Genomic DNA, 21,310 nt, shown 5'->3' on the forward strand with positions numbered 1-21,310 from the left:
GAATAAGTCAAGGGGTTTTTTAAAATTTAAACGGAATTAAATAGCGGGGTTCCATTTTCACCCCCTGGACATGTCCGCCTCAAACCCGCTCCGGTCGCCGCAAAAGCGCTGTTTACCGCCCGCCATGACCATGATCCGGTTGATCGCGGGCACCCGGTCCTCGGCGTAATGGGAGACCATTATCAGCGGGATTCCGGCCTCTGCCAGCCGCTGGATGAGGCCGATGGTCAGCCCCCTGGAGGCCGGATCCAGGCCGGACAGCGGTTCGTCCAGGAGGAGCAGCCTCGGCCCCGGGGCCATGGCCCGGGCCAGGAAGACCCTCCGCTGCTGGCCGTAGGACATGTGCCGCAGCCGCCGCGCCCCCAGCCCGTGCAGGCCGACGATGTCCAGCCACTGTTCGGCCCCGAGCCGCTCCCGGCTGGTGGGCTCGTCGAGCATGCCCACCGAGCCTCTGAACCCGGACATGACCGTCTCCTCGGCGGTCACCTCCCAGCCCAGTTCGCGGGCATACCCGGCCTGGAGGTCCGGCGAGACCACGCCGATGAGCGGCCTGGCCTCGTCCATGGTCATGCCGCCGAACCGCTCCACCGTGCCCGTGCCCCGTTCGCCGTCGGCATAGGGGGCGACGTGGCTCAGGATCAACTTGAGCAGCGTGGACTTGCCCGCCCCGTTCTCGCCGAGCACGAGCCAGTTCTCGCCGGGCAGGACCTGCCAGTCGATCTTGTCGAGGATGCGCTTGCCGTCGGCCACCACGGACACGTCGGTCATGCGCAACAGGTATTCGAAATTCTCGGGTTCGGGCACGGGCGGCAGGTCGCAGGCGAGCGTGTCCGGGGCGGCCTCGCACAGGACGCGCTCGGCCTGTGCGCGCTCCCCTTCGGCCAGGACCCCGCCGTGGTCCAGGGCCAGGGCGTGGCGCACGCAGTCGGGCAGATCACCGGTCCGGTGGGCGGCGCAGACCAGGGTGGTCCGTTCCCCGGCCAGATCGAGCAGCCTGACCACCTCGGCCCGGGAAGCCGCGTCCAGCCCGTCCAGGGCTTCGTCCAGGAGCAGGATGTCCGGCTCCGGGGCCAGGGCGCGGGCCACCAGGAGCTTGCGCACCTGGCCGGTGGAAAGCGTGCGCAGCTCGCTCTCGGCCAGCTCGCGGATGCCGAGCCGGTCGATGACCGCGTCGGCCGCGGCCTCCTCGCCGGGCTCGGCCCGGTCGTAGAGGATGGGGGTGTCGTAGAACCCGGCCAGGACCACGTCGCGGCCCTTCACCCGGGGGGTGTGCAGGAAGTAGAAGTCCTGCATGTCCGCCGAGACCAGGCCGATGCGCTGGCGCAGGCCGAGCACGGTCCGCTGCGTTCCTTCGCCAAAGTCGTAGACGCGTTCGCCGCCGATGTCCGGGGTGATCTCGCCGCGCAGCAGCTTGAGCAGGGTGGTCTTGCCCGAGCCGTTGCGCCCGGTCACGGCGGTGTGACGGCCGCGCTCGAGTCGCCAGGTCACGGGCCCGAGCAGCCGCCTGCCGTTGCGGGTCACGGACACGTCTTTCAGGGAAACAAGTGGATTCATTTGGCTATTGTCTCCTTTCCCGGCCCGGCTGGCAAGCCCCGACTTGTCAACCATGCGCACCGGGCCTATGCTCGCCCCCATGCCCGAAACCGTCGCCATACTCCGGGTCCCGGAATACCGGACAAAACCCCTCGGCCAGGCCGTGGCCCTGCTCCTGGACGCCATCGAATTCCACCCCGCTCCCGGCGACCGGGTGCTGGTCAAGCCGAACCTGGTCAACGGGAGCAATGCGGCCCGCTGCACGACCCACCCGCAGGTGGTCCGGGCGGCCTGTGCCTGGCTTCTGGACCACGGCGCCAAGGTCACCGTGGCCGACTCCCCGGCCTTCGGCCCCGCGTCCCACGTGGCCCGCGCCTCGGGACTGGAGGCGGCCCTGGCGGACCTCGGCCTCGAGGCAAGAAGCCTGGGCCGTCCCGCGCCCCTGCCCCTGACCCTGGGCGGGACCATCGGACTGTCCCGCGACGCCCTCGAGGCCGACCGCATCCTCAATCTGCCCAAGCTCAAGGTCCACTGCCAGATGACCGTGTCCGGCGCGGTCAAGAACCTGTTCGGCTGCGTGGTCGGGTTTCGCAAGGCGTTCGCCCACCACCGGCTGGGGCACAGCCACGCGATCTTCCGGTCCATGGTCATGGACGTGTACCGCGCCCTGCCCAGGACCATGCACCTCATGGACGCGGTCGAGCCCATGCACAGGGACGGCCCCATCAAGGGCGAGCCGTTCCCCCTGGGCATGCTGGCCGCGTCGAGAAACGGCGTGGCCCTGGACACCATGGCCTGCTCCCTGCTTGGACTCTCTCCGGAGCAGGTTCCCCTGTGGGAGGAGGCCCGTACCCGAGGCATGGACGGCGCGGACCCTGCCCGGCTGGTCTACCCCCTGGAATCGCCCGAAGGGTTCGACACCGACGGGTTCATGCTTTCCGAGGCCCGCGAACTGTCCTTCGCGCCCATGCGACTTATCCGTGGACGGGTACGCAGCCTGTTGAAACATCTTGCAAAAAACTGATTCCCCTTGCGTAAAATAGTCTTGGACGGTATGCACAACCATGACCATTCGGCAGCGTTTCACCATCACCGGCCAAGTGCAGGGAGTGGGGTTTCGGCCCTTTGTCTACCGCATCGCCCTTGACCACGGCGTCACCGGTTCGGTGAACAACTCCTCGGACGGGGTGCTCATCGAGGTGCAGGGCGACGCCGGGCAGGTGAGCGGGTTCGCCGAGGACCTGACCGGCAAGCTGCCGCCCCTGGCCCGCATCGTCACCCTGGACTCCGAGGAGATGGACGCGGTGAAGTCCGAGGACGGCTTCATCATCCTCGAATCCACCAAGAGCGCGGGCCACTCCGTGCTCATCAGCCCGGACGTGGCCACCTGCCGGGACTGCCTGAACGACATGCGCGATCCGGACAACCGGCGCTACCGCTACCCGTTCACCAACTGCACCAACTGTGGCCCGCGCTACACCATCACGCGGTCCATCCCCTACGACCGGCCCCAGACCTCCATGGCCAAGTTCGCCCTGTGCCCGGAGTGCGGGGCCGAATACGCCGACCCGCTGGACCGGCGCTTCCATGCCCAGCCCAACGCCTGCCCGCGCTGCGGCCCGAGGGCCTGGCTGACCGACAGCGGCGGCATGGTCGTGGCCCAGGGCGACGAATCCCTGCGCAGGCTGGCCATCGAACTGGCGGCGGGCAAAATCGCGGCGGTCAAGGGGCTGGGCGGTTTCCACCTGGTCTGCGACGCGGGATCAACCGCGACCGTGGACGAACTGCGCCGCCGCAAGCACCGCCCGGACAAACCCCTGGCCGTGATGGTCGCGGACATGGACACGGCCCGGCGGCTGGCCTGCGTCTCCCCGGCCGAGGAAGAGTGGCTGACCGGCATCCGCAGGCCCATCGTCCTGACGGCCAAGAAGCGCCCGTTCCCGCTGGCCGCAAGCGTGGCTCCGGACACGGATTTCGTCGGATTGATGCTGCCCTACACCCCGCTGCACCACATCCTGCTTCACGACTACGCCGAGCTCATGGGTTCCGAGGCCGCCCTGGTCATGACCTCGGGCAACATGAGCTCCGAGCCCATCTGCCTGGACAACGACGAGGCCCTGGAGCGGCTGACCGACATCGCGGACATCTTTCTGTTCCACAACCGGGACATTCTCATCCGCACGGACGACTCGGTGGTCCGGGTCAACCCGGACTCGGACGAGCCGATCTTCATGCGCCGGGCGCGCGGCTTCGTGCCCTCCCCGGTCTTCCTGCCGGTCAAGGGGGAGACCGTGCTCGGCGTGGGGCCCGAGCTCAAATGCACCCTGACCCTGACCAAGGGGGACCAGGCCTTCACCAGCCAGCACATCGGCAACATGTCCAACCTGGAGACGCTTACGTTCCACAACGAGATCCGCGCCCATCTCGAAGACATTCTGCAGGTCGAACCCAGGCTCATCGTCCGCGACCTGCACCCGGACTACATGACAACCTCCCTGGCCGAGGAACTGGGCCGGGAACGGGGCGTGCCTGTGGCCGCGCTGCAGCACCACTACGCCCACATCCACGCGGTCCTGGCCGAGAACAAATTCGACGGGCCGGTCATCGGCCTGGCCCTGGACGGCACGGGCTACGGCGAGGACGGGACCATCTGGGGCGGCGAGTGCCTGCTGGTGGACCCGCACCCCCTCGACCACCAGCGGCTGGCCCATTTCGCGCGCTTCCGGCTGCCCGGCGGCGAGGCCGCGGTCAGGGAGCCGTGGCGCATCGCCCAGGCCGCCCTGTGGGAGATCGGCGTGAAGGAGCCGGGTGCGTACGCCTGGCCGTGGCTGAAGGATTTCGAGGCCGAGAGCCGCTTTGTGCCGCAGATGCTCGAAAAGGGACTGAACGCGCCGCTGACGTCGAGTTGCGGCAGGCTATTCGACGCGGTGGCCGCCCTGTGCGGCCTGACCAGCGCCATCTCCTACGAGGGGCAGGCGGCCATTCTCCTGGAAAAGGCCCAGGACATGGACGAGGCCGGGGCGTACCCCTGCCCGCTCAGGTCCGACGACCCGGTCGCCCTGGACACGTTGTCCCTGGTGGCGGCCGCCCTGGACGACCTGGAGAACGGCGTTTCCGTGGGCAAAATCGCCCGGCGCTTCCACCTGGGACTGATCAACGGGCTGACCGAGATGGCCTTCTCCTTCTCCATGCTCCTGGACATCCACCACGTGGCCTTGTCCGGCGGGGTCATGCAGAACCTGACCCTGGCCCGCGAATTGCCCCTGGCCCTCCAGGGCGCGGGTCTGCTATCCTTGGTCCATACCCAGCTGCCGCCCAACGACGGGTGCATTTCCCTGGGCCAGGCGGCGTGGGGACTGCGCAAGCTGCTCAACGAACCATAGGGAGGGACCATGCCCCGGAGACTGACGCTGCCGACCATCCTTTTCCTGTTGCTCGGCCCGTCAACGCTCTGGGCCGCCCCGCTCTGCTCCCCGCCGGTCCTGGGCGCGGTGACCATCGGGGAACGGACGCCCGGATTCAAGGTGGACGCCGAATACCCGGTCCTCTGCCGGGCCGAGCCCACCCGGGCCGTGCGCGACTACGTGTCCGGGACCGTCCACGAGTTCAAGAAGACCGACCCGGACCACGACCTGCACCGCTTTCCCCATCCCTATGAACTGATCACCCGGTACGCGGTCTGGGCCACGCCCGGCGGCCGCTACATCTCGGTCAAGCTGCACGTCATGGCCTACACCGGCGGGGCCCATCCCAACAACTGGCCCATGACCTGGGTCTTCGACATGGAGGACGGCGGCGAGATCACCCTGGACCGCCTGTTCCCGGACCGCGAGGCGGCCCTGGCCAAAGTGTCCGGCCTGTGCCGCGAGGTCCTGTCCGGGTCGCTGGGCGGCATGCTCGTGCCGGACATGCTCGACGCGGGCCTCACGCCCACTGCCGACAACTTCAGCCGCTTCGTCCTGACCCGCGAGGGCGTGGCCTTCTTTTTCGGTCCCTACCAGGTGGCCCCCTACGCGGCGGGCGAACAGGTGGTGACCATCCCCTACGACCGCCTGGGCGGGCTCATGGCCCCGGGTATCGCGTCCACGGCGAGGGGGGACTGACGGCCGATGCGCCGCGACCGGAGATCAGTCCGCCATCCGCCGGTGGACGTCAAAAAAGGGCCCGGCGCACGCCGGGCCCTTTTGGCTTCCCGATGTCAGAACCGTTCCAGGTCTTCGTCCGAATCGTCATCGGGGCCGGCGTCCGAGACGGGCGGCAAGGCCCTGGGCCGCCCGGAATCGTCCGGCCTGACGGTGCCCGCCAGGTCGAAGAACCTGATCGTACTCTGCAATTGCATGGCCTGGCCCGACAGTTCCTCCGCGGTGGAGGCCAGTTCCTCCGAGGCCGAGGCGTTCTGCTGGATGGCCTGGTCCAGCCCCTGGATGCCGGTGTTGATCTGACCGGCCCCAAGTGACTGCTCGGCGCTGGCCGCCGAAATCTCCTGGATCAACTCGGAGGTCCGCTGGATGTCCGGGACCATCTTGGACAGCATCTCCCCGGCCCGCTCGGCCACGGCCACGGAATTGGTGGACAGCTCGCTGATCTCGGCCGCGGCCTTGCCGCTGCGCTCGGCCAGCTTGCGCACCTCGGCCGCGACCACGGCGAATCCCTTGCCCTGCTCCCCGGCCCGGGCCGCCTCGATGGCCGCGTTCAGGGCCAGCAGGTTGGTCTGCCGGGCGATCTCCTCGATGATGGATATCTTCTCCGCGATGTCGCGCATGGCCTGCACGGTCTCGCCCACTGCCCGGCCGCCCTCCTCGGCGTCGCCGCTGGCCTGGCGCGAGATGGACTCGGTCTTGGAAGCGTTTTCGGAATTCTGCTGGATGGAGCCCACGATCTGCTCCACGCTGGCCGAGACCTCCTCCACCCCGGCGGCCTGCTGGTTGGCCCCCTCGGCCACCAGCACGGCGGTGGCGTTGAGCTCCTCCGCCCCGGCGGTCACGCTGGAGGCCGCGTCCGACACGGTCGAGACCACCTCCACCAGCTTCTCGGACATGGCCCGCATGGCCCCGTATACCGAACCGGCCTTCCTGCTTCCGTCGAACCGGACGCCGAGCTTGCCGTTCGCGATGAGCCGGGTGATGCGCACCAGCTCCATGGGGTCGGTGCCAAGCTGGCCGAGCACGCCGCGCACGATGAACACGGCGAAGACCAGGCTCAGGACTATGGCCACCAGCCCGATGACCATGGCCATGCGGCCCAGCCACACGGCCCTGTCGCCGACCTCCACGGCCCGTTCCCCGGCCAGCCGCGCCCCCTCGCTCGAAAGATGCTCCACCAGGGGCTCAATGGCGTGCACCGCCGTGCGCATGCGCTCGGTGACCTCCTTGATGCGCGAGTCCTCGGCCACCAGGGCGTCGAAGGAGGCGGCGTACGCCTTGACCATCTCCCCGGCCTCGCGCACGTACTTTTGGTCCGCCCCGGACCGTTCGAAGGCGGCGACCAGCTTGTCCAGGCTGGCGTGGGTCTTGCGCACGTACTTCCCGTCGCCGCGCAACAGATAGTCCTTCTCGCCGCGGCGGACCATGAGCAGGAGCCCCTTGACGTCGGGCACGAACACCGAATCCAGGATCTTTTCCAGGGCTTCGGCGGTCTCGCGCACGACTTGGTAATCGGGATCGGAACGGGTGGCGCGGAAGCTGTCGAAGGCCGCGCGGTAATCGGCCAGCGACTTGCCCGCGTCGTCGAGCAGCGCGCTCTTCTCCTTCAGATCCAAATCGTGCTCGAAGCGGTCCATGGCGTCCAGCAGCCGTTTCAGGTAGCGGTCCGCGCCGGTTCGATGAAAATCCTTTTCCCAGCGGCGCATGAAAAGCATGTCGATGTACAGGTCCTGGACCTGATGCCGCTCGAAGGCGGCCTCGGCCGCATGGACCACGTCCCGAAAAGCGCCCTGCAGCCCCGTGTCCGGGGTCAGGCCGCGCCGCTCCCAGGCCGCGACCAGTTCCAGGAAGGCGGCCTTGTACTCGACGGCGGCCGATTCCACGGACCGCGCCCGGGCCGCCAGATCCGGCTGGCCGATGGCCTCGGCCAGGGGAATCACGGCCGAGGCGTGCTCGTTCACACGGGCCAGGTTGGATTCGAAGTCCGTGAGATATTTCCTGTCCAGCCGAAGGAGAAAGTCCTTCTCGTTGCGGCGGCATTGCAGCATGGCTATCTCGGCCTGCCGGGCGCGGGCGCTGATGGCCACCTGCTCGCCCAGCAGCCGGTCGAACCCCCGCACTGAGACAGTGTTGGCGTATTGGTACAGGCCGACCACGACGAGCAGCAACAGACTGGCCGTGCCGAAGCCGAACAATAGTTTGGTCCTGAGTTTCAGGGCGTGAAACATGAAAATCTCCTTCCTGGGGATGACAATGGTATTAATCACTCATCAGACAGGAACACATCTCCATCCATTATATTAATGTTACGATATGGTTACGAAATACGCGGACACAAAAAAACGGGCCGGGGAAACTCCCCGGCCCGTCTGACTTCGGATGCGCGCCCGGATCAGATGGTCACGCGGTTTACGCCCTGAATGGAGCTCAGGGCCTTGCGGACCGTCTCGTCGGGCCTGGAGTGGACCATGTACACGGTCTGGACCTGTCCGCCGAGCTTGCGGGAGTTGTTCTCCCGGATATTCACGCCCATTTCGCCCATGAGGGTGCCGAACTTGCCGAACATGCCGGGCTTGTCCTCGTGGGTGATGAAGATGGTGTAGACGTCGGCCCCCTCCTCCTCCACGGTCTCGCCCACGTTCACGGAATTGCCGTATTCGCCGCGCTTGAGGTAGCCGGTGACCACCTCGGCAATCTCCAGGCCGGTGCGGATGGTCGCGTTGCTGGTGGACGCGCCCAGGTGCGCGGACATGACGATGTTGTCCAGTTCCTGAAGCCTGTTCGCGAAGGGCAGCCCCTCACGCTTGGGTTCGGTCTCGTAGCAGTCAAGCGCCGCGCCCGCGATCCGCCCGGTTTTGAGGGCGTGGTACAGGGCGTCCTCGGACACGTTTTTGCCGCGCGAGGCGTTGATCAGGAAAGCGGTGTCCTTCATCTGCGCGAACTCCGCCTCCGTGATGACCGGGTCATCGCCGCCGCAGTGCAGGGACACGAAGTCGGACTTGCCGAGCAGCTCCGGGATGGTGTCCACGTATGTCAGGGGCGCGTCGATGGACCGGCGGAGGTCGTAGCCCAGGACCTTCATGCCCAGCGCCGAGGCCTTGGCCGCCAGGGCCTGGCCGATGCGGCCGCAGCCGATGATGCCCAGCGTCTTGCCGAACAGCTCCACGCCCTTGAAACGCTTCTTGTGCCAGGTGCCGCTCATGAGGGCGCTGTGGGCGAACGGCACTCTGCGGGCGATGGCGAACATCAGCCCCAGGGCGTGCTCGGCCGTGGCGTTGGTGTTGCCGTTGGGCGCGAACTTGACGATCACGCCCAGCTCCTTGGCCGCCTCCAGGTCGATGTTGTCCGTGCCCACGCCGCCCCGGCCGACGATCTTGAGCTTGCCCCCGTCCCTCACCCCGGCCTCGAGCAGGGCCCGGGTGACTTTGGTGGCCGAGCGCACGAGCAGGGCGTCGAAGGAGCCTATCTCGCTGAGGAGGTCGTCCTCGTCGCGTTTCTCGGTCTCCACGGTGAAGCCCTGCTGCTTCAAATACTTCCGCGCCTCCTCCACAATGCCGTCGTTGGCAAGTATCCGCATACGCTCCTCCCCATGCCATGTTTTTATGGCAGACGGTTACAACTTCCTCAGCGCCTCCTCGAGCTTGCCCAGGTAGGCCGCGAGCATGTCGGGCGTGATGTCGCCCATGTGACCCACGCGGAAAACCAGGCGGCGGCCAGCTCCCTCCAGGGCGGCGTTCAGCTTCCCGTAGCCCGGGTCCATGAGATAGCCCTCGCCGCGCAGGGCCTCCTTCACGCCGTTCTTGAGCTGGGCCACGGTCACGCCCTCGGGGCAGAGCACGGTGGACACGGTGGGCGAACGGTACCCTTCGGGGGCGAACATATCAAAGCCGTCGAGCCCGGCGACCCACTTCTCCACCTGGCCGCGCATGGCCGCGTGGCGGGCGAACCGGTTCTCGATGCCCTCCTCGTTGACGATGCGGTCGAGCTGATACCACATCTGGTTGATCAGGCAGGTGTTCGGGGTGGTCAGGGTCTGGTTCTTGCGGGCCTTGTCCAGGTGCTTGGTGAGGTCGTGATGGTGGCCCTTGTTCGTCACCCTTTCGGCCTTTTCCTCGGCCTCCTTCGAGACGAAGCCGATGCCGAATCCGGCGGGCAGGCCCAGCGACTTCTGGGTGGCCGTGGAATACATGGCGGCCCCGGAGTCGGACAAATCGAGCGGAGCGCCGCCGTAGATGGACACGCCGTCCACCAGGGGCATGGCCCCGTGCCTGCGGACCAGCCCGCACACGGCCTTCATGTCGTTGACCACGCCGGTGGAGGTCTCGTTGTGGGTGAAGGAGACCACTTCGGGCTTGAGTTCCTTGAGCTTGTCCTCGAGCACGTTCAGGTCGACGGCCGTGCCGTAGTCGAACTTGAGGTTTTCACACTTCTTGCCGTTGGACGCGGCCAGGTTGTAGTAGAGGTCGCCGAACGCGCCCACGGACACGTTCAGGATGGTCTCGCCGTCGGCCACCAGGGAGCGTACCGAAGTCTCCATGGCCGTGGACCCGGAGCCCAGACAGAGGATCGGCTCAAAGTCGTCGCCGCACCCGGCGAGCTTGCGCAGATTTTCCCGGATGGGCACGCAACGCAGGTCGTTTTCCGCGTCGCGATGCCCGAACTCGGGCAACAGGGCCGCCTCCTTGACATCCTGGCGGATGTAGGTCGGCCCGGTGATGAACAGTTTCAGAGGCGCGAAAGTCGGCTTGCTCATAGTCTCTACCCTTCAGTGATTGTGACGAAAAGATACGTCGGTCCATACCATGAAAAATGTTTTCGATCAGTATAACGGGCCGGGCCGAAAGGCAAGACGGACGGGCCCGCCCGGCCCTCTTTCCCGCACGGACTGTTCCCGAAAACGCGCCCCGCACGTAACGGGATGCAATTTATAATATCGTCGATCCGACTTGGCGTGAACACTATGCCCGACGCGGCGTCATACGCCGGATATTCGCAACAGCCAATCCCGTCGGGAGAACGACCATGTTAAAGAATCTACGTTTGGGAGTGAAGTTGGGCATCGGTTTCGGAATCGTCCTCATATTGACGGCGGCCATTGCCGTGATCTGCCTCCAGGGAATGTCGTCCATCCGGGACCGCGTGGACAAGGCGGACGACGCCAACCGCCTGGTCCGCTTCATCCTCGAGGGGCGCATCAAGGAAAAGAACTTCATCATCCGCAAGGACGCCAAACTCATCGAGGAGCACGCGGCCACCCTCAAGGCCCTGTTCGCGCAGGCTAACGCGACCAGCGACAAGTTCGACAACCAGGCCAACAAGGACCAGATGGCCGCGACCGTGGAGGCGGTCCGCAACTACGAAAAGGCCTTTGCCGACTACGTGGACCTGGAACGGAAAAAGGCCGCCAACCTGGCCCAGATGCGCGAGAGCGCCCAAGCGGCCCTGGCCCTGGCCGAGGAGCTGCGCAGCGAGCAGAAGGGACAGTTTACCACCATGCTCGCCGGAGGCACGGCTCCCCGGAGCGAACTGGAGTCCAAGCTGGCCAAGGCGGACGACGCCAACCGGATCATCAAGCAAATCCTGGACGCGCGCAAAAACGAGAAGGAATACATCGTGTCCAAGGACGGCGCCTACCATGACGCCAATCTGAAAGACACGCAGAACATCCTGGCCCTGACCGCCGACCTGGGAACCCGCTTCAACGATCAGCGCAACCTCGACCTGCTCCAACGCGTCAGCGAGGCGGTGACCCGCTACCGGACCGAGTTCGAGACCTTCTATACGTACGTGCAGAGCCAGACCGTGGCCGAGGACGGGATGGTCAAGGCCGCCCGGGCCGCGGACGAGGTCTGCCGCCAGGCGCGCGCCGAACAGAAGCAGGCCATGCTCGACGACATGATGTGGGCCAACCGTCTGAGCCTGGGCACGGCGGGCGTGTCCCTGCTCCTGGGTCTGGCCGCCGCCGTGCTCCTGACCCTGTCCATCACCCGGCCGGTGGCCAAGGGCGTCCGCTTTGCCGAGGAAATGGCCGGCGGCGACTTCACCAAGACGCTCGACGTGGACCAGAAGGATGAGATAGGCGTGCTCGCGGCCGCCCTGAACGACATGGTCGTCAAGCTGCGCCAGGTGGTCCAGTCCGTGGGCGCGGCCTCGGAGAACATCGCCTCGGGCAGCGAGGAGCTGTCCGCCTCGGCCCAGGCCCTGGCCCAGGGGGCCACGGAACAGGCCGCGTCCATCGAGGAGATATCCTCCTCCATGGAGCAGATGGCCTCCAACATCGGCCAGAACGCGGACAACGCCCGGCAGACCGAGGAGCTGGCCAACAAGGCGGCGGCCGACGCCCGCGAAAGCGGCGAGTCCGTGGTCATGACCGTGGAGGCCATGAACAGCATCGCCGAAAAAATCTCCATCATCGAGGAAATCGCCCGGCAGACCAACCTGCTGGCCCTGAACGCGGCCATCGAGGCGGCCCGCGCCGGAGAGCACGGCAAGGGATTCGCCGTGGTCGCGGCCGAGGTGCGCAAGCTGGCCGAACGCAGCGGCGTGGCCGCGGCCGAGATCAGCGACCTGTCCGCAAACAGCCTGGCCGTGGCCGACAAGGCCGGGAGGATGCTGCAGCAACTGGTGCCCGACATCGAAAGGACCGCTTCCCTGGTCCAGGAGATCACCGCGTCGAGCAACGAACAGAACGCGGGCGCCAACCAGGTCTCCAAGGCCATCGAGCAGCTCGACCAGGTCATCCAGCAGAACGCCTCGGCCTCCGAGGAGATGGCCTCCACCAGCGAGGAGCTCTCGGCCCAGGGCCAGGAGTTGCAGACCACCATGGCCTTCTTCAACGTGGACGCGGGCCACACCACCCAGGTCCGCGCCATGCCCGCCCGCCCCAAGGCCCTGCCCGGTTCCGAAACCGCCTCCAGGAAGGCCCCCCCGGCCCTGGAAAGCGGCGACGGGGACTTCGAGCGGTTCTAGGCGAAGGCTCTAGAAAACAAAAAACGCGCGGTACCTGTTAGGTGCCGCGCGTTTTTTGTTTTCTAGAATATACCACGACGAAAGAGCATTCAAGTATCCACTTCACTCTAACTCGACATTACCGTGTTTCAAAACCGCAAGCTCTGGATTAATCACAGCCTCACCTAATTCTTAGTAATTGTTGCAAGAAAAGAGGTCCTACCCAATCCGATGGGAAATATTTTAATGAACAACAGGCGGGGTGAAAAATACAAAGTGAGCAAAATTGAAGATGCAGCAACCCAATTAAATATTGCACTTGATACTTATGCGAGTTAATCTAATACGAAATCATAAAAACAAGGATTTCCCCTAATGAGCATGCATGTACTCCATAAATATTTTAAAAGTGGTGACGCCCAGGCTGAGCGGGATATTAGAGACAAAATTTTCATAAAAACAAAACAATATGAAGAAATTTTTGACTTTTCTTTTGGCAAACTGAAAATTCTTATTTCTCCCAAAGGGGTTGGGAAATCTTGTCTTATCGAAGAAACGCACTCAAGACTATTGGATGAAAACACTTTATCGATCTTAATCACACCTTCAGACTTCAATATAGAACTTGTCAATAGCTGCTCAGCCCTGTCCTCAAAATCAAATGAATTTGAAAAACAACTTAATCAAAAAATAATCAGCATACTGTTAAACGCAGCAGAAGAAATATCCATTGTCGACGAAGACGAACGGCATTTATTAAAATGTGCGGTCAATGATGAAAATATTCAATGTAACAATATTAGTGTTAAATTGACTAAATTCATTTCGTCAATAATTCCAAGATCTACAGATGTCGTCAAAGGTATAATGGAGCTAGATGGGTATAGCAAACCTTCATCAATCTCAAACTCAATAAACAATGTAATAAAAGCACAACAGAAAAAACTATTCCTATTCGTTGATGATATTGATAGGGCAGCAACTCAAGCAGCTATTAGCCCAAATGAAAAGACCAAACTCAACTACTCAAATTGCTGGGCTATCGTTGACGCACTATATCAACTAACTTTATCAATTCCATGTATCAATGCGGTAGTTTGCGTCCGAAATGACATTTGGCACACGATGGAAAGACGGGGACTTGGCAGCGACAGACGTGATAAAATTAATGACATAATTAGACTCAGAATGTCCGATGAAGACGTGGAACGTATTTTAGTGAAACGTCTTGATGCAGCATTTGATGAACTATCACCAAAACCAAAGCCAGGAGTTAACCCTTTTTTTGAAAGCAAAGATTTGGTTCTCCCCGGGAAAAAAGAGATCATTCGCAAATGGACATCTTTTTTAGCGAAGACAAGTAGAAATAAGCCAAGAGAGTTAGTATTGTTCATGCAGCTTATTTTAAAAGAAGCCAAAGAGCATAAAATAACTGCAAACCACGCATATAAAGCGATGGCAAAATACGGTAAAGGTGTGTTAGCAAGAACATATGCCGAATTTGCTGACATATGCCCTTCTTTAGAGACGATAACAAATGTCGTCCTAAAAAAGCAAATATACGACTTTACGGACTACTTAAAAATCGTACAAACAACCCCCTCTATTCGCAGGATCGATATCGATGGAAAGACTATGAATGCCAATGACACTGCCTCAGCAATTGAAATTATGCGAGTATTACATATGGCCAATATAGTTAACCCTCGCATTTATGACCCCACACAACCAGAAGGTTTTGCTCATGTAGCATTCTATGACTCGCCAAATTTTGTTTCCCATAACAACATTCAAGAACTTCAAAAATGTCAATGGGAAGTACACCCCGCTTTCTATTCAATGATGGATGATGACAGACAACAATCTTTACCATATAAACCATGGAAAAAGGGACAATAGCCAAAGGGGCTGATCAAATACGAATCAATTATCCACCAATTACATTTTAACTTTATAATACACAATTTCGTTGCCTCTTGGCTCCTCCCCCTCACTTTTAAAATCCTGCGGATTATTTATTATAGAGTATGATACCGACTTTTGGCCTCCACCCCAAAGAGAGAGAGCCTTCCCCTCTGGATTAAATCCCTCCCCAAAGCAGTATTAATAGCCACCCTTGCCAACCAAGCCAAAAGGTCTTACTCCTCTTCCCTTCACCGACCATCCATGGAGTAATAAGACATGGCCCAGCTTGGACCCCATATATCGATTTCCGACGAACAGCTCATCACCCGCGCCTTCGGGGTGGTGGACATGGAGCAGTTTCAGCACTGGCCCGAGAAGGTCAAGAAACTCGCCTCGAACCTGGCCGCCGAACTGTTCCTGGTGCGCTACAACCCGTTCATCGACCCCGAACTGGTCAAGACCGCGGTGGAGCGGCGGCTGAACATGTCCCGGCCCATGCTGGACCGGGAGTTCGCCACCATCCTGACCAAAGGCGTGGAACTGTTCTGGGAGCGCCACGAAAACGAGCTGGCCTTCCGCGACAACGTGGTCTCCCGGCTGAAGCGGTTCATGCCCGAGGACGCCATCGGCAACGAGCCGCACTCGCGCATCGAGTCGGCCACGGACGCCACGGACCTGCGCATGGAACTGCCCATGCTCGTGCTCTTCCCCGAGGACGAGGCCCAGATCCAGTCCATCGTCCGGCTGGCCAACGAGATGCGTTTCGGGGTCATCCCGCGCGGCGGCGGCACGGGCGCGACCGGCGGAGCCATCCCGGCCGAGGCGCGCTGCGTGATCCTGTCGCTTTCCCGGTTCAAGAAGATTCTCGACATCGACCCGGCCGAGCGGACCATGACCGCCCAGTCCGGCGTGATCACCCTGAACGCCATCCAGGCCGCGGCCAAAGAGGGCCTGCTCTTCACCGTGGACCCGGCCTCCAAGGCGGGCTCCTCGCTGGGCGGCAATATTTCGGAAAACGCGGGCGGGCCGTTCGCCTTCGAATACGGCACGACCATCGACAACATCCTGAGCTACCGCATGGTCCGGCCCGACGGCTCGCTCATCGAGGTCCGGCGCAAGGACCACCCGCGCCACAAGATCTACCCGTTCGACACCGCCGTGTTCGAGATCCTCGACCAGAGCGGCAAACTCCTGGACACCGTGACCCTGAACGGCGACGAAATCCGGGGCCCGGGCCTGGGCAAGGACGTGTCCAACAAATATCTGGGCGGCCTGCCCGGCGTGCAGAAGGAAGGCACGGACGGGATCATCACCACGGCCACCTTCGTCTGCTACCCCACCCTGGCCCACTCCCAGGTGCTCTGTCTGGAGTTCTTCGGCCGGTCCATGGGCAACGCCATGCTGGTCATCAAGGACGTGGTCAGAATGCGCGACACCATCCGCGAGGAGGGGGACCTGGTCAAGATTTCGGCCCTGGAGGAGTTCGGGCCCAAGTACGTCCAGGCCATCGAGTACCAGACCAAGTCCACCCAGTACGAGGGCGACCCCATCTCGGTCATCATCATGCAACTGGACTCGGACGACAAGGACGCCCTGGACGCCGCCCGCCAGACCGTGCTCGCCCTGGCCCAGCCCTACGACGGCGTGGACATCTTCGCCGCCCGCGACGAGCGCGAGGCCGAGCTCTTCTGGGAGGACCGCCACAAGCTGTCCGCCATCGCCCGACGCACCTCGGGGTTCAAGATCAACGAGGACGTGGTCATCCCCATGGAGGTCATCCCGCAATTCTCGGAGTTCCTCGAGGACCTGAACCTCATCTACCTGGCGAACATCTACGCGGCCACCCTGAACAAGGTCGAGGCCCTGGAAGGGGTCAACCCGGGCGACAAGGACATCAAGGAGGCCCGCGAACGCATCCGGGCCATCCTGAGCCACGAGATCACCTCCAAGGACTTCTCGGACGTGGAGCAGGAGGCCCAGTGCCGGTTCCTGTTCCTCAAGCTGCGCGACACCTACCCCAAGCTGGACCGCGAGATAAAGGCGCTGTGGCAGGAGTTGCAGCTCAAACGCATCGTCATCGCCAACCACATGCACGCGGGCGACGGCAACTGCCACGTCAACCTGCCGGTCAACTCCAACGACGCCGAGATGCTGGCCGCCGCCCATGAAGCCGCGGACACGGTCATGAGCAAGGTCCTGGACATGGGCGGCCAGGTGTCCGGCGAGCACGGCATCGGCATCACCAAGATCGGCTTTCTGAGCGACGAGAAGATCAGGGCGCTCGGCGAATACCGCAAACAGGTGGACCCGGGCGGGGTCTTCAACCCCGGCAAGCTGACGTCCAAGACCCTGCCGAGCACGCCGTTCACCTTCTCCTTCAACCGGCTGATCCACGACCTGGACGGCACGGCCCTCAAGGACAAGGAAGCGCTCATGGGGCTGCTGAGGAACATCCAGACCTGCACCCGCTGCGGCAAGTGCAAGCAGGTCTGCCCCATGTACCAGCCCGCGCGCGGCCTGATGTACCACCCGCGCAACAAGAACATCGCGCTCGGCGCGCTCATCGAGGGCATCTATTATTCGCAGATCCAGACCGGCGAGCCCGCCCACCGGCTGATGAAGGAGCTGCGCGACCTCATGGACCACTGCACGGCCTGCGGCAAATGCCAGGCCGCCTGCCCGGTCAAGATCGATTCGGCAGGGGCCGCCCTGTCCATGCGCTCGTTCCTCGACTCCAAGGGCAAGTCCGGCCATCCGCTCAAGCAGATCGTGCTGCGCAACCTGGCCAAGAACCCGGCCCAGACCCTGCCCATGGCGGCCAAGGTCCTGTCCGTTGGCCAGTCCATCCAGGACAAGACCCTGGGCATGATCCCGGCCCGCTGGCTGTCGCGCATCCAGTCGCCCGTGATCAAGCACCACACCCCGGACATGGACTACCGCAACCTGTCGGAAAAGCTCCATCTCGAAGAGGGCTCGGTGTTCAGGAACCCGGGCGCGGACCGCGACCGGACCGTGCTCTATTTCCCGGGCTGCGGGGGTTCGCTCTTCTCCCGGTCCATCGGCATGGCCTCGGTCTACCTGCTGCTCAAGAGCGGGGTGAACGTGGTCCTGCCCGACCACCACATGTGCTGCGGCTATCCCCTGCTCGCCTCGGGCTGCGAGGAGGCCTACAAGACCAACCGCCACCGCAACGGGCAGGAGTTCCTGGACCTCCTGGTCAAGACCGGCAAGGCGGGCCTGAAGGCCACCACCCTGCTCACGGCCTGCGGCACCTGCCGCGAGTCGCTGGAGACCTACGACTTCTCCTCGGAACTGGCCGACCCGCTCGAGCACCTGGACGTGGTCCAGTACCTCATGGAACGGCTGCCCGCCGTGCGCCAGGCCGAATCGGTCCTGTACCACTCGGCCTGCCACATGGAGTGGACCGGCGTGCCCAAGCTCAAGGCCCCGGAGATGTACCGCGCGGCCCTGTCCAAGCTGACCGGCACGGACGTGGACCTCTCCCCGGGCTGCTGCGGCGAGTCCGGCATGGGGGCCATGACCAGCCCGGCCATCTACAACCGGCTTCGCGACCGCAAGCAGGAGCAGCTGCGCGAGGACCTGGGCATGGACCGCCAGCGGCCCATCGTGGTAGGCTGCCCGTCGTGCAAGATCGGCATAAAGAGGTCCATGCTCCAGATGAAGCGCCCCAACCGGGTCCTGCACGCCGTGGAGTACCTGGCCGAGTGCGTGGGCGGCCCCAGGTGGGAGAAGGATCTCATGAAGCTGCTCGAAACCGTGGAGCGCAAGGGCGCGTAGCCGTCTCCCCTAGGGTTTCGGCCCCAGGATGTGGCGCAGGTTTTCCGGCTTGTAGGACGGGTCCTCCCGGTATTTCCGTTCCAGCGACGGATGCAGGGACTCGCCCGAATGGTCCGTCTGCATCACCTTGCGGTGGTGGGGCGCGATGATCCGGTAGAACCCCTTCCACGACTCGTGGCGTTCGGCCATGGGGTCCGGCTTGGGCCCCGGCCTGAACGGCGAGAACTCCAGTCCGCAGGACTTGGCCTTGTCGATCATCCACTTCAGCGGAATGTCCGACAGCCCGGTCTGCGGATAGCCTCCTCCCACGTCCGAATGCACCCCGGCGAACCAGACCTGCTCCAGGGTCTGCCCCTTGGGCGCGGGATCGTCCTGAACCCACAGGCTGTCCTTGAAGTGGCGGCGCTTCTCGTCCACGGCCAGGGCCTGGAAAGCGTTCTCGATCTTGGAGCTCAGAGCCACGTCGTGGAAGGAATTGCGGCGGCTCAGGGGGCTCTGCAGCCAGGCCGGGTTGCCCAGTGCGCCGACCGTGTCCCAGACCCCGACGAACTTGATCGGGGTGACGTCCTCAAAGGCGTAGGTCTTGCGGAACAGAACGGCCTCCCGCGCCCGGGGGTGCGACTCCCTGGCGCGGGACCGGTACAGCTTGTAGGCCATGCCGACCCTGTCCAGATGCTCGGGACAAAGCAGCCCGGAGTTGCGGATCAGCCCGGCCAGGCTGCGCGCCGTGAACGCGCCCCGGCTGAACCCGAAGAGGTACAGGTCGTCGCCCTTGGCGTAGACCGAGGAAAGATACCGGTAGGCCTCGCGGACGTTTTTCGACAGTCCGGTGCCCGTGGCCCCTTCGAAGACCCGCCTGAGCCTGCTGCCGCTGGCCCCCACGCCGGGATCGTAGAACATCTTCTGCTCCACGCCGTCCTTGCCCTCCCGCCTGACCGCCTCGGCCATACGCACCACGTTGGTGGCGCAGGAGACGCCCTCGCTGGTCGTGTCGGGCGAATTCCAGGTGCCGTCGCAAAAAATCGCTATCCGCTTCCCGTCAGCCATGCCGCCTCCCCGGTTTGCAGTGAACGCACACTCCGGATTCATACACCCGATACAAATTATACGTCAAATCGATACGGCAAAAAATAACCTCCGCCAGCCCCGGAGGTTTTACCCTGCCCGGCCCATCCGGACCTTGACCACGGACGGCGGGCATGCTTTTTTGTCTCAGTCATTCACGCGTTAAGGGAGGCCCATGGACAGCCAGGACATACGACGACTCTTCAACGGGAAGAACCGGTTCGCCGCCCACGCAGGCATTGAGGCACCGAAGGCCTCATCCGGCGCGGCCGTCCGCCGCATGGGCGAGGGCCGCCGGACCTGGCTCCTGCTGGAGGCCGCCTAAGTGCGCGCGCTCGGCATCGACTTCGGGCTCAAGCGCGTGGGGCTGTCGGTCAGCGACCGGACCGGCACCCTGGTCTCGCCGCTGAAGACCATCGAGCGGACCACGCGCCAGGCGCTCTTTGACGAACTGACCGAAATCATTCATGATGAGGCCATCGAGGCCGTGGTGGTCGGCCTGCCGCTCGCTCTCAACGGCGAGGACACCCTGACCACCCGGCAGGCCCGCAATTTCGCGCAGAGCCTGGAGCGGAGGATCGATGCGCCCGTCCACCTCATGGACGAGCGGCTGACCTCGGCCCAGGCCAAAGAGGAACTCAACGCCGCCGGACTGCACGGCGCCAAACGCAAGGCCGCCCTGGACAGCCAGGCCGCCGTGGTCATCCTTCGCTCATGGCTCGATTCCGTTACTTCCTGATTGCCTCGGTCCTGCTGGCGGTTCTCGCCGGACTCGGCGTGGGCGGCTACAAGTGGTACAAGGCGTGGCAGGAGGAGCAGTTCCTCAAGACCGCGCCCGAGACGCCCGGCCGCGAAATCCTGTTCCGCGTGGAGCCGGGCCAGATATTCACCACCATCGCCGCCAATTTGAAGAGCGAGGGGCTGATCACCGACACCCGCCGGTTCTACCAATTGGCCGTGCGCACGGGCAAGGGCTCGGCCGTGCGCGCCGGCGTGTTCCGGCTGTCCACGGGCTGGGTGCCCGAGCGCGTCCTGACCGAGCTGACCTCGTCCACCGGGGTCATGCGCCGGGTGTCCGTGCGCGAGGGGCTGACCTGGTGGCAGACGGCCTCGGTCATCGAGGAGGCGGGCCTGGGCGGCGCGGACGGCTTCACCAAGGCCGTGGCCGATCCCGAACTGCTGGCCGGGTACGGCATCCAGGCCAGGGACGCCGAGGGCTACCTCTTTCCCGAGACCTACCTGCTCACCCCGCCCAAGGACCGCCCGGCCCACCATATGGCCGAGGTCATGATCCGGGAATTCTTCAAGAACGCGCACAAGGTCTGGCCCGGCGGGCTGCCGCCCTTCAAGGAGATGCACCGCGCCGTGATCCTGGCCTCCCTGGTGGAAAAGGAAACCGGCGACGCGACCGAGCGGGCGCGCATCGCCGGGGTGTTCCGCAACCGGCTGAAGCGGCACATGCTCATCCAGTGCGACCCGACCATCATCTACGGGCTGGGCCCGGAGTTCGACGGCAATCTGAAGCGCAGCGACCTGACCGACCGGGACAACCCGTACAACACCTACGTCCACCCCGGGCTGCCGCCGGGCCCCATCTGTTCGCCCGGCCTGGACTCGCTCATGGCCGCGGTCCACCCCGAGGAACACCAGTTCCTCTATTTCGTGGCCAAAGGCGACGGCTCGCACCATTTCAGCCGGACCCTGGAGGAACACAACCGGGCCGTGCGCAAATACCAGCTCAAACGCAACCGATCCACCTACCGCTCCACCAAACAATGACCCGCCAAGCCTTGGCGTTGCGCACCCACCCGTTTTTCTATAAGTTACACGGGTAAGCGCAATCGGTACATCGGGGGAGAATGATGCGTCCGACATTGAACATCGCACTGCTGGCCGGGCTGATCCTGTGCCTCTTCCTG

General features: G+C 63.5%; 14 protein-coding genes. 9 read left to right on the forward strand and 5 right to left on the reverse strand.

The annotated features are described in order from the left end of the window. Positions 1–57: 57 nt before the first annotated feature. On the reverse strand, positions 58–1,554 hold the full coding sequence (locus BerOc1_RS03265; protein ID WP_071544272.1) for an ATP-binding cassette domain-containing protein: 1,497 nt from the start codon (positions 1,552–1,554) through the stop codon (positions 58–60). Between the two features lie 52 nt (positions 1,555–1,606). Here BerOc1_RS03265 and BerOc1_RS03270 point away from each other — a divergent pair, with 52 nt between their 5' ends. The 3 genes from BerOc1_RS03270 to BerOc1_RS03280 are packed head-to-tail and all read left to right on the forward strand — an operon-like array spanning position 1,607 to position 5,636. Beyond that, positions 1,607–2,557, forward strand: a complete 951-nt coding sequence (locus BerOc1_RS03270; RefSeq protein ID WP_242652839.1) for a DUF362 domain-containing protein — start codon at positions 1,607–1,609, stop codon at positions 2,555–2,557. A 40-nt stretch (positions 2,558–2,597) separates the two neighbouring features. Then, positions 2,598–4,916, forward strand: coding sequence for a carbamoyltransferase HypF (gene hypF, locus BerOc1_RS03275; protein ID WP_071544273.1), 2,319 nt, complete (start codon positions 2,598–2,600; stop codon positions 4,914–4,916). A 9-nt stretch (positions 4,917–4,925) separates the two neighbouring features. Beyond that, entirely contained in the window at positions 4,926–5,636 is a 711-nt protein-coding gene (locus BerOc1_RS03280; protein WP_071544274.1) for a DUF3298 and DUF4163 domain-containing protein, read from the forward strand. 95 nt (positions 5,637–5,731) lie between these two features. On the opposite strand, the gene BerOc1_RS03285 is transcribed toward BerOc1_RS03280, so the two are convergent. From BerOc1_RS03285 to BerOc1_RS03295, 3 genes are all read right to left on the reverse strand, one after another. Continuing rightward, on the reverse strand, positions 5,732–7,903 hold the full coding sequence (locus tag BerOc1_RS03285) for a methyl-accepting chemotaxis protein (RefSeq protein WP_071544275.1): 2,172 nt from the start codon (positions 7,901–7,903) through the stop codon (positions 5,732–5,734). Between the two features lie 164 nt (positions 7,904–8,067). Continuing rightward, complete coding sequence (locus tag BerOc1_RS03290) at positions 8,068–9,252, reverse strand: phosphoglycerate dehydrogenase (RefSeq protein WP_071544276.1); 1,185 nt, start codon at positions 9,250–9,252, stop codon at positions 8,068–8,070. 36 nt (positions 9,253–9,288) lie between these two features. Beyond that, positions 9,289–10,428, reverse strand: coding sequence for a pyridoxal-phosphate-dependent aminotransferase family protein (locus BerOc1_RS03295; protein WP_071544277.1), 1,140 nt, complete (start codon positions 10,426–10,428; stop codon positions 9,289–9,291). Positions 10,429–10,697: 269 nt separating this feature from the next. On the opposite strand from BerOc1_RS03295, the gene BerOc1_RS03300 reads away from it, so the two are divergent. The 3 genes from BerOc1_RS03300 (at position 10,698) to BerOc1_RS03305 (ending at position 18,326) form a co-directional block, all read left to right on the forward strand. After that, positions 10,698–12,644 carry a methyl-accepting chemotaxis protein gene (locus BerOc1_RS03300; RefSeq protein WP_071544278.1) on the forward strand — a complete coding sequence of 649 codons (1,947 nt, stop codon included), beginning with the start codon at positions 10,698–10,700 and terminating at the stop codon, positions 12,642–12,644. A 354-nt stretch (positions 12,645–12,998) separates the two neighbouring features. Continuing rightward, a complete protein-coding gene (locus tag BerOc1_RS18755; RefSeq protein ID WP_129586471.1) occupies positions 12,999–14,522 on the forward strand; it encodes a P-loop ATPase, Sll1717 family in 1,524 nt (507 codons plus the stop codon). Positions 14,523–14,804: 282 nt separating this feature from the next. Continuing rightward, on the forward strand, positions 14,805–18,326 hold the full coding sequence (locus tag BerOc1_RS03305; RefSeq protein WP_071544279.1) for an FAD-binding and (Fe-S)-binding domain-containing protein: 3,522 nt from the start codon (positions 14,805–14,807) through the stop codon (positions 18,324–18,326). A gap of 9 nt (positions 18,327–18,335) precedes the next feature. On the opposite strand, the gene BerOc1_RS03310 is transcribed toward BerOc1_RS03305, so the two are convergent. Continuing rightward, positions 18,336–19,373: a T6SS phospholipase effector Tle1-like catalytic domain-containing protein gene (locus BerOc1_RS03310; protein ID WP_071544280.1), complete on the reverse strand. Its 1,038-nt coding sequence runs from the start codon at positions 19,371–19,373 to the stop codon at positions 18,336–18,338. 193 nt (positions 19,374–19,566) lie between these two features. Between BerOc1_RS03310 and BerOc1_RS18990 the strand changes: the two genes are divergently transcribed. Genes BerOc1_RS18990 through mltG form a run of 3 tightly spaced genes read left to right on the forward strand, consistent with a single transcriptional unit; the run spans position 19,567 to position 21,170 of the window. Continuing rightward, on the forward strand, positions 19,567–19,716 hold the full coding sequence (locus BerOc1_RS18990; RefSeq protein ID WP_165610770.1) for a hypothetical protein: 150 nt from the start codon (positions 19,567–19,569) through the stop codon (positions 19,714–19,716). Further along, entirely contained in the window at positions 19,717–20,130 is a 414-nt protein-coding gene (ruvX, locus tag BerOc1_RS03315; RefSeq protein ID WP_071544281.1) for a Holliday junction resolvase RuvX, read from the forward strand. Beyond that, complete coding sequence (mltG, locus tag BerOc1_RS03320; protein ID WP_071544282.1) at positions 20,106–21,170, forward strand: endolytic transglycosylase MltG; 1,065 nt, start codon at positions 20,106–20,108, stop codon at positions 21,168–21,170. The genes ruvX and mltG overlap by 25 nt, the downstream gene beginning before the upstream one ends. Positions 21,171–21,310: the final 140 nt, after the last annotated feature.

It is taken from the genome of Pseudodesulfovibrio hydrargyri (genome assembly GCF_001874525.1).
Classification (GTDB): Bacteria; Desulfobacterota; Desulfovibrionia; order Desulfovibrionales; family Desulfovibrionaceae; genus Pseudodesulfovibrio; species Pseudodesulfovibrio hydrargyri.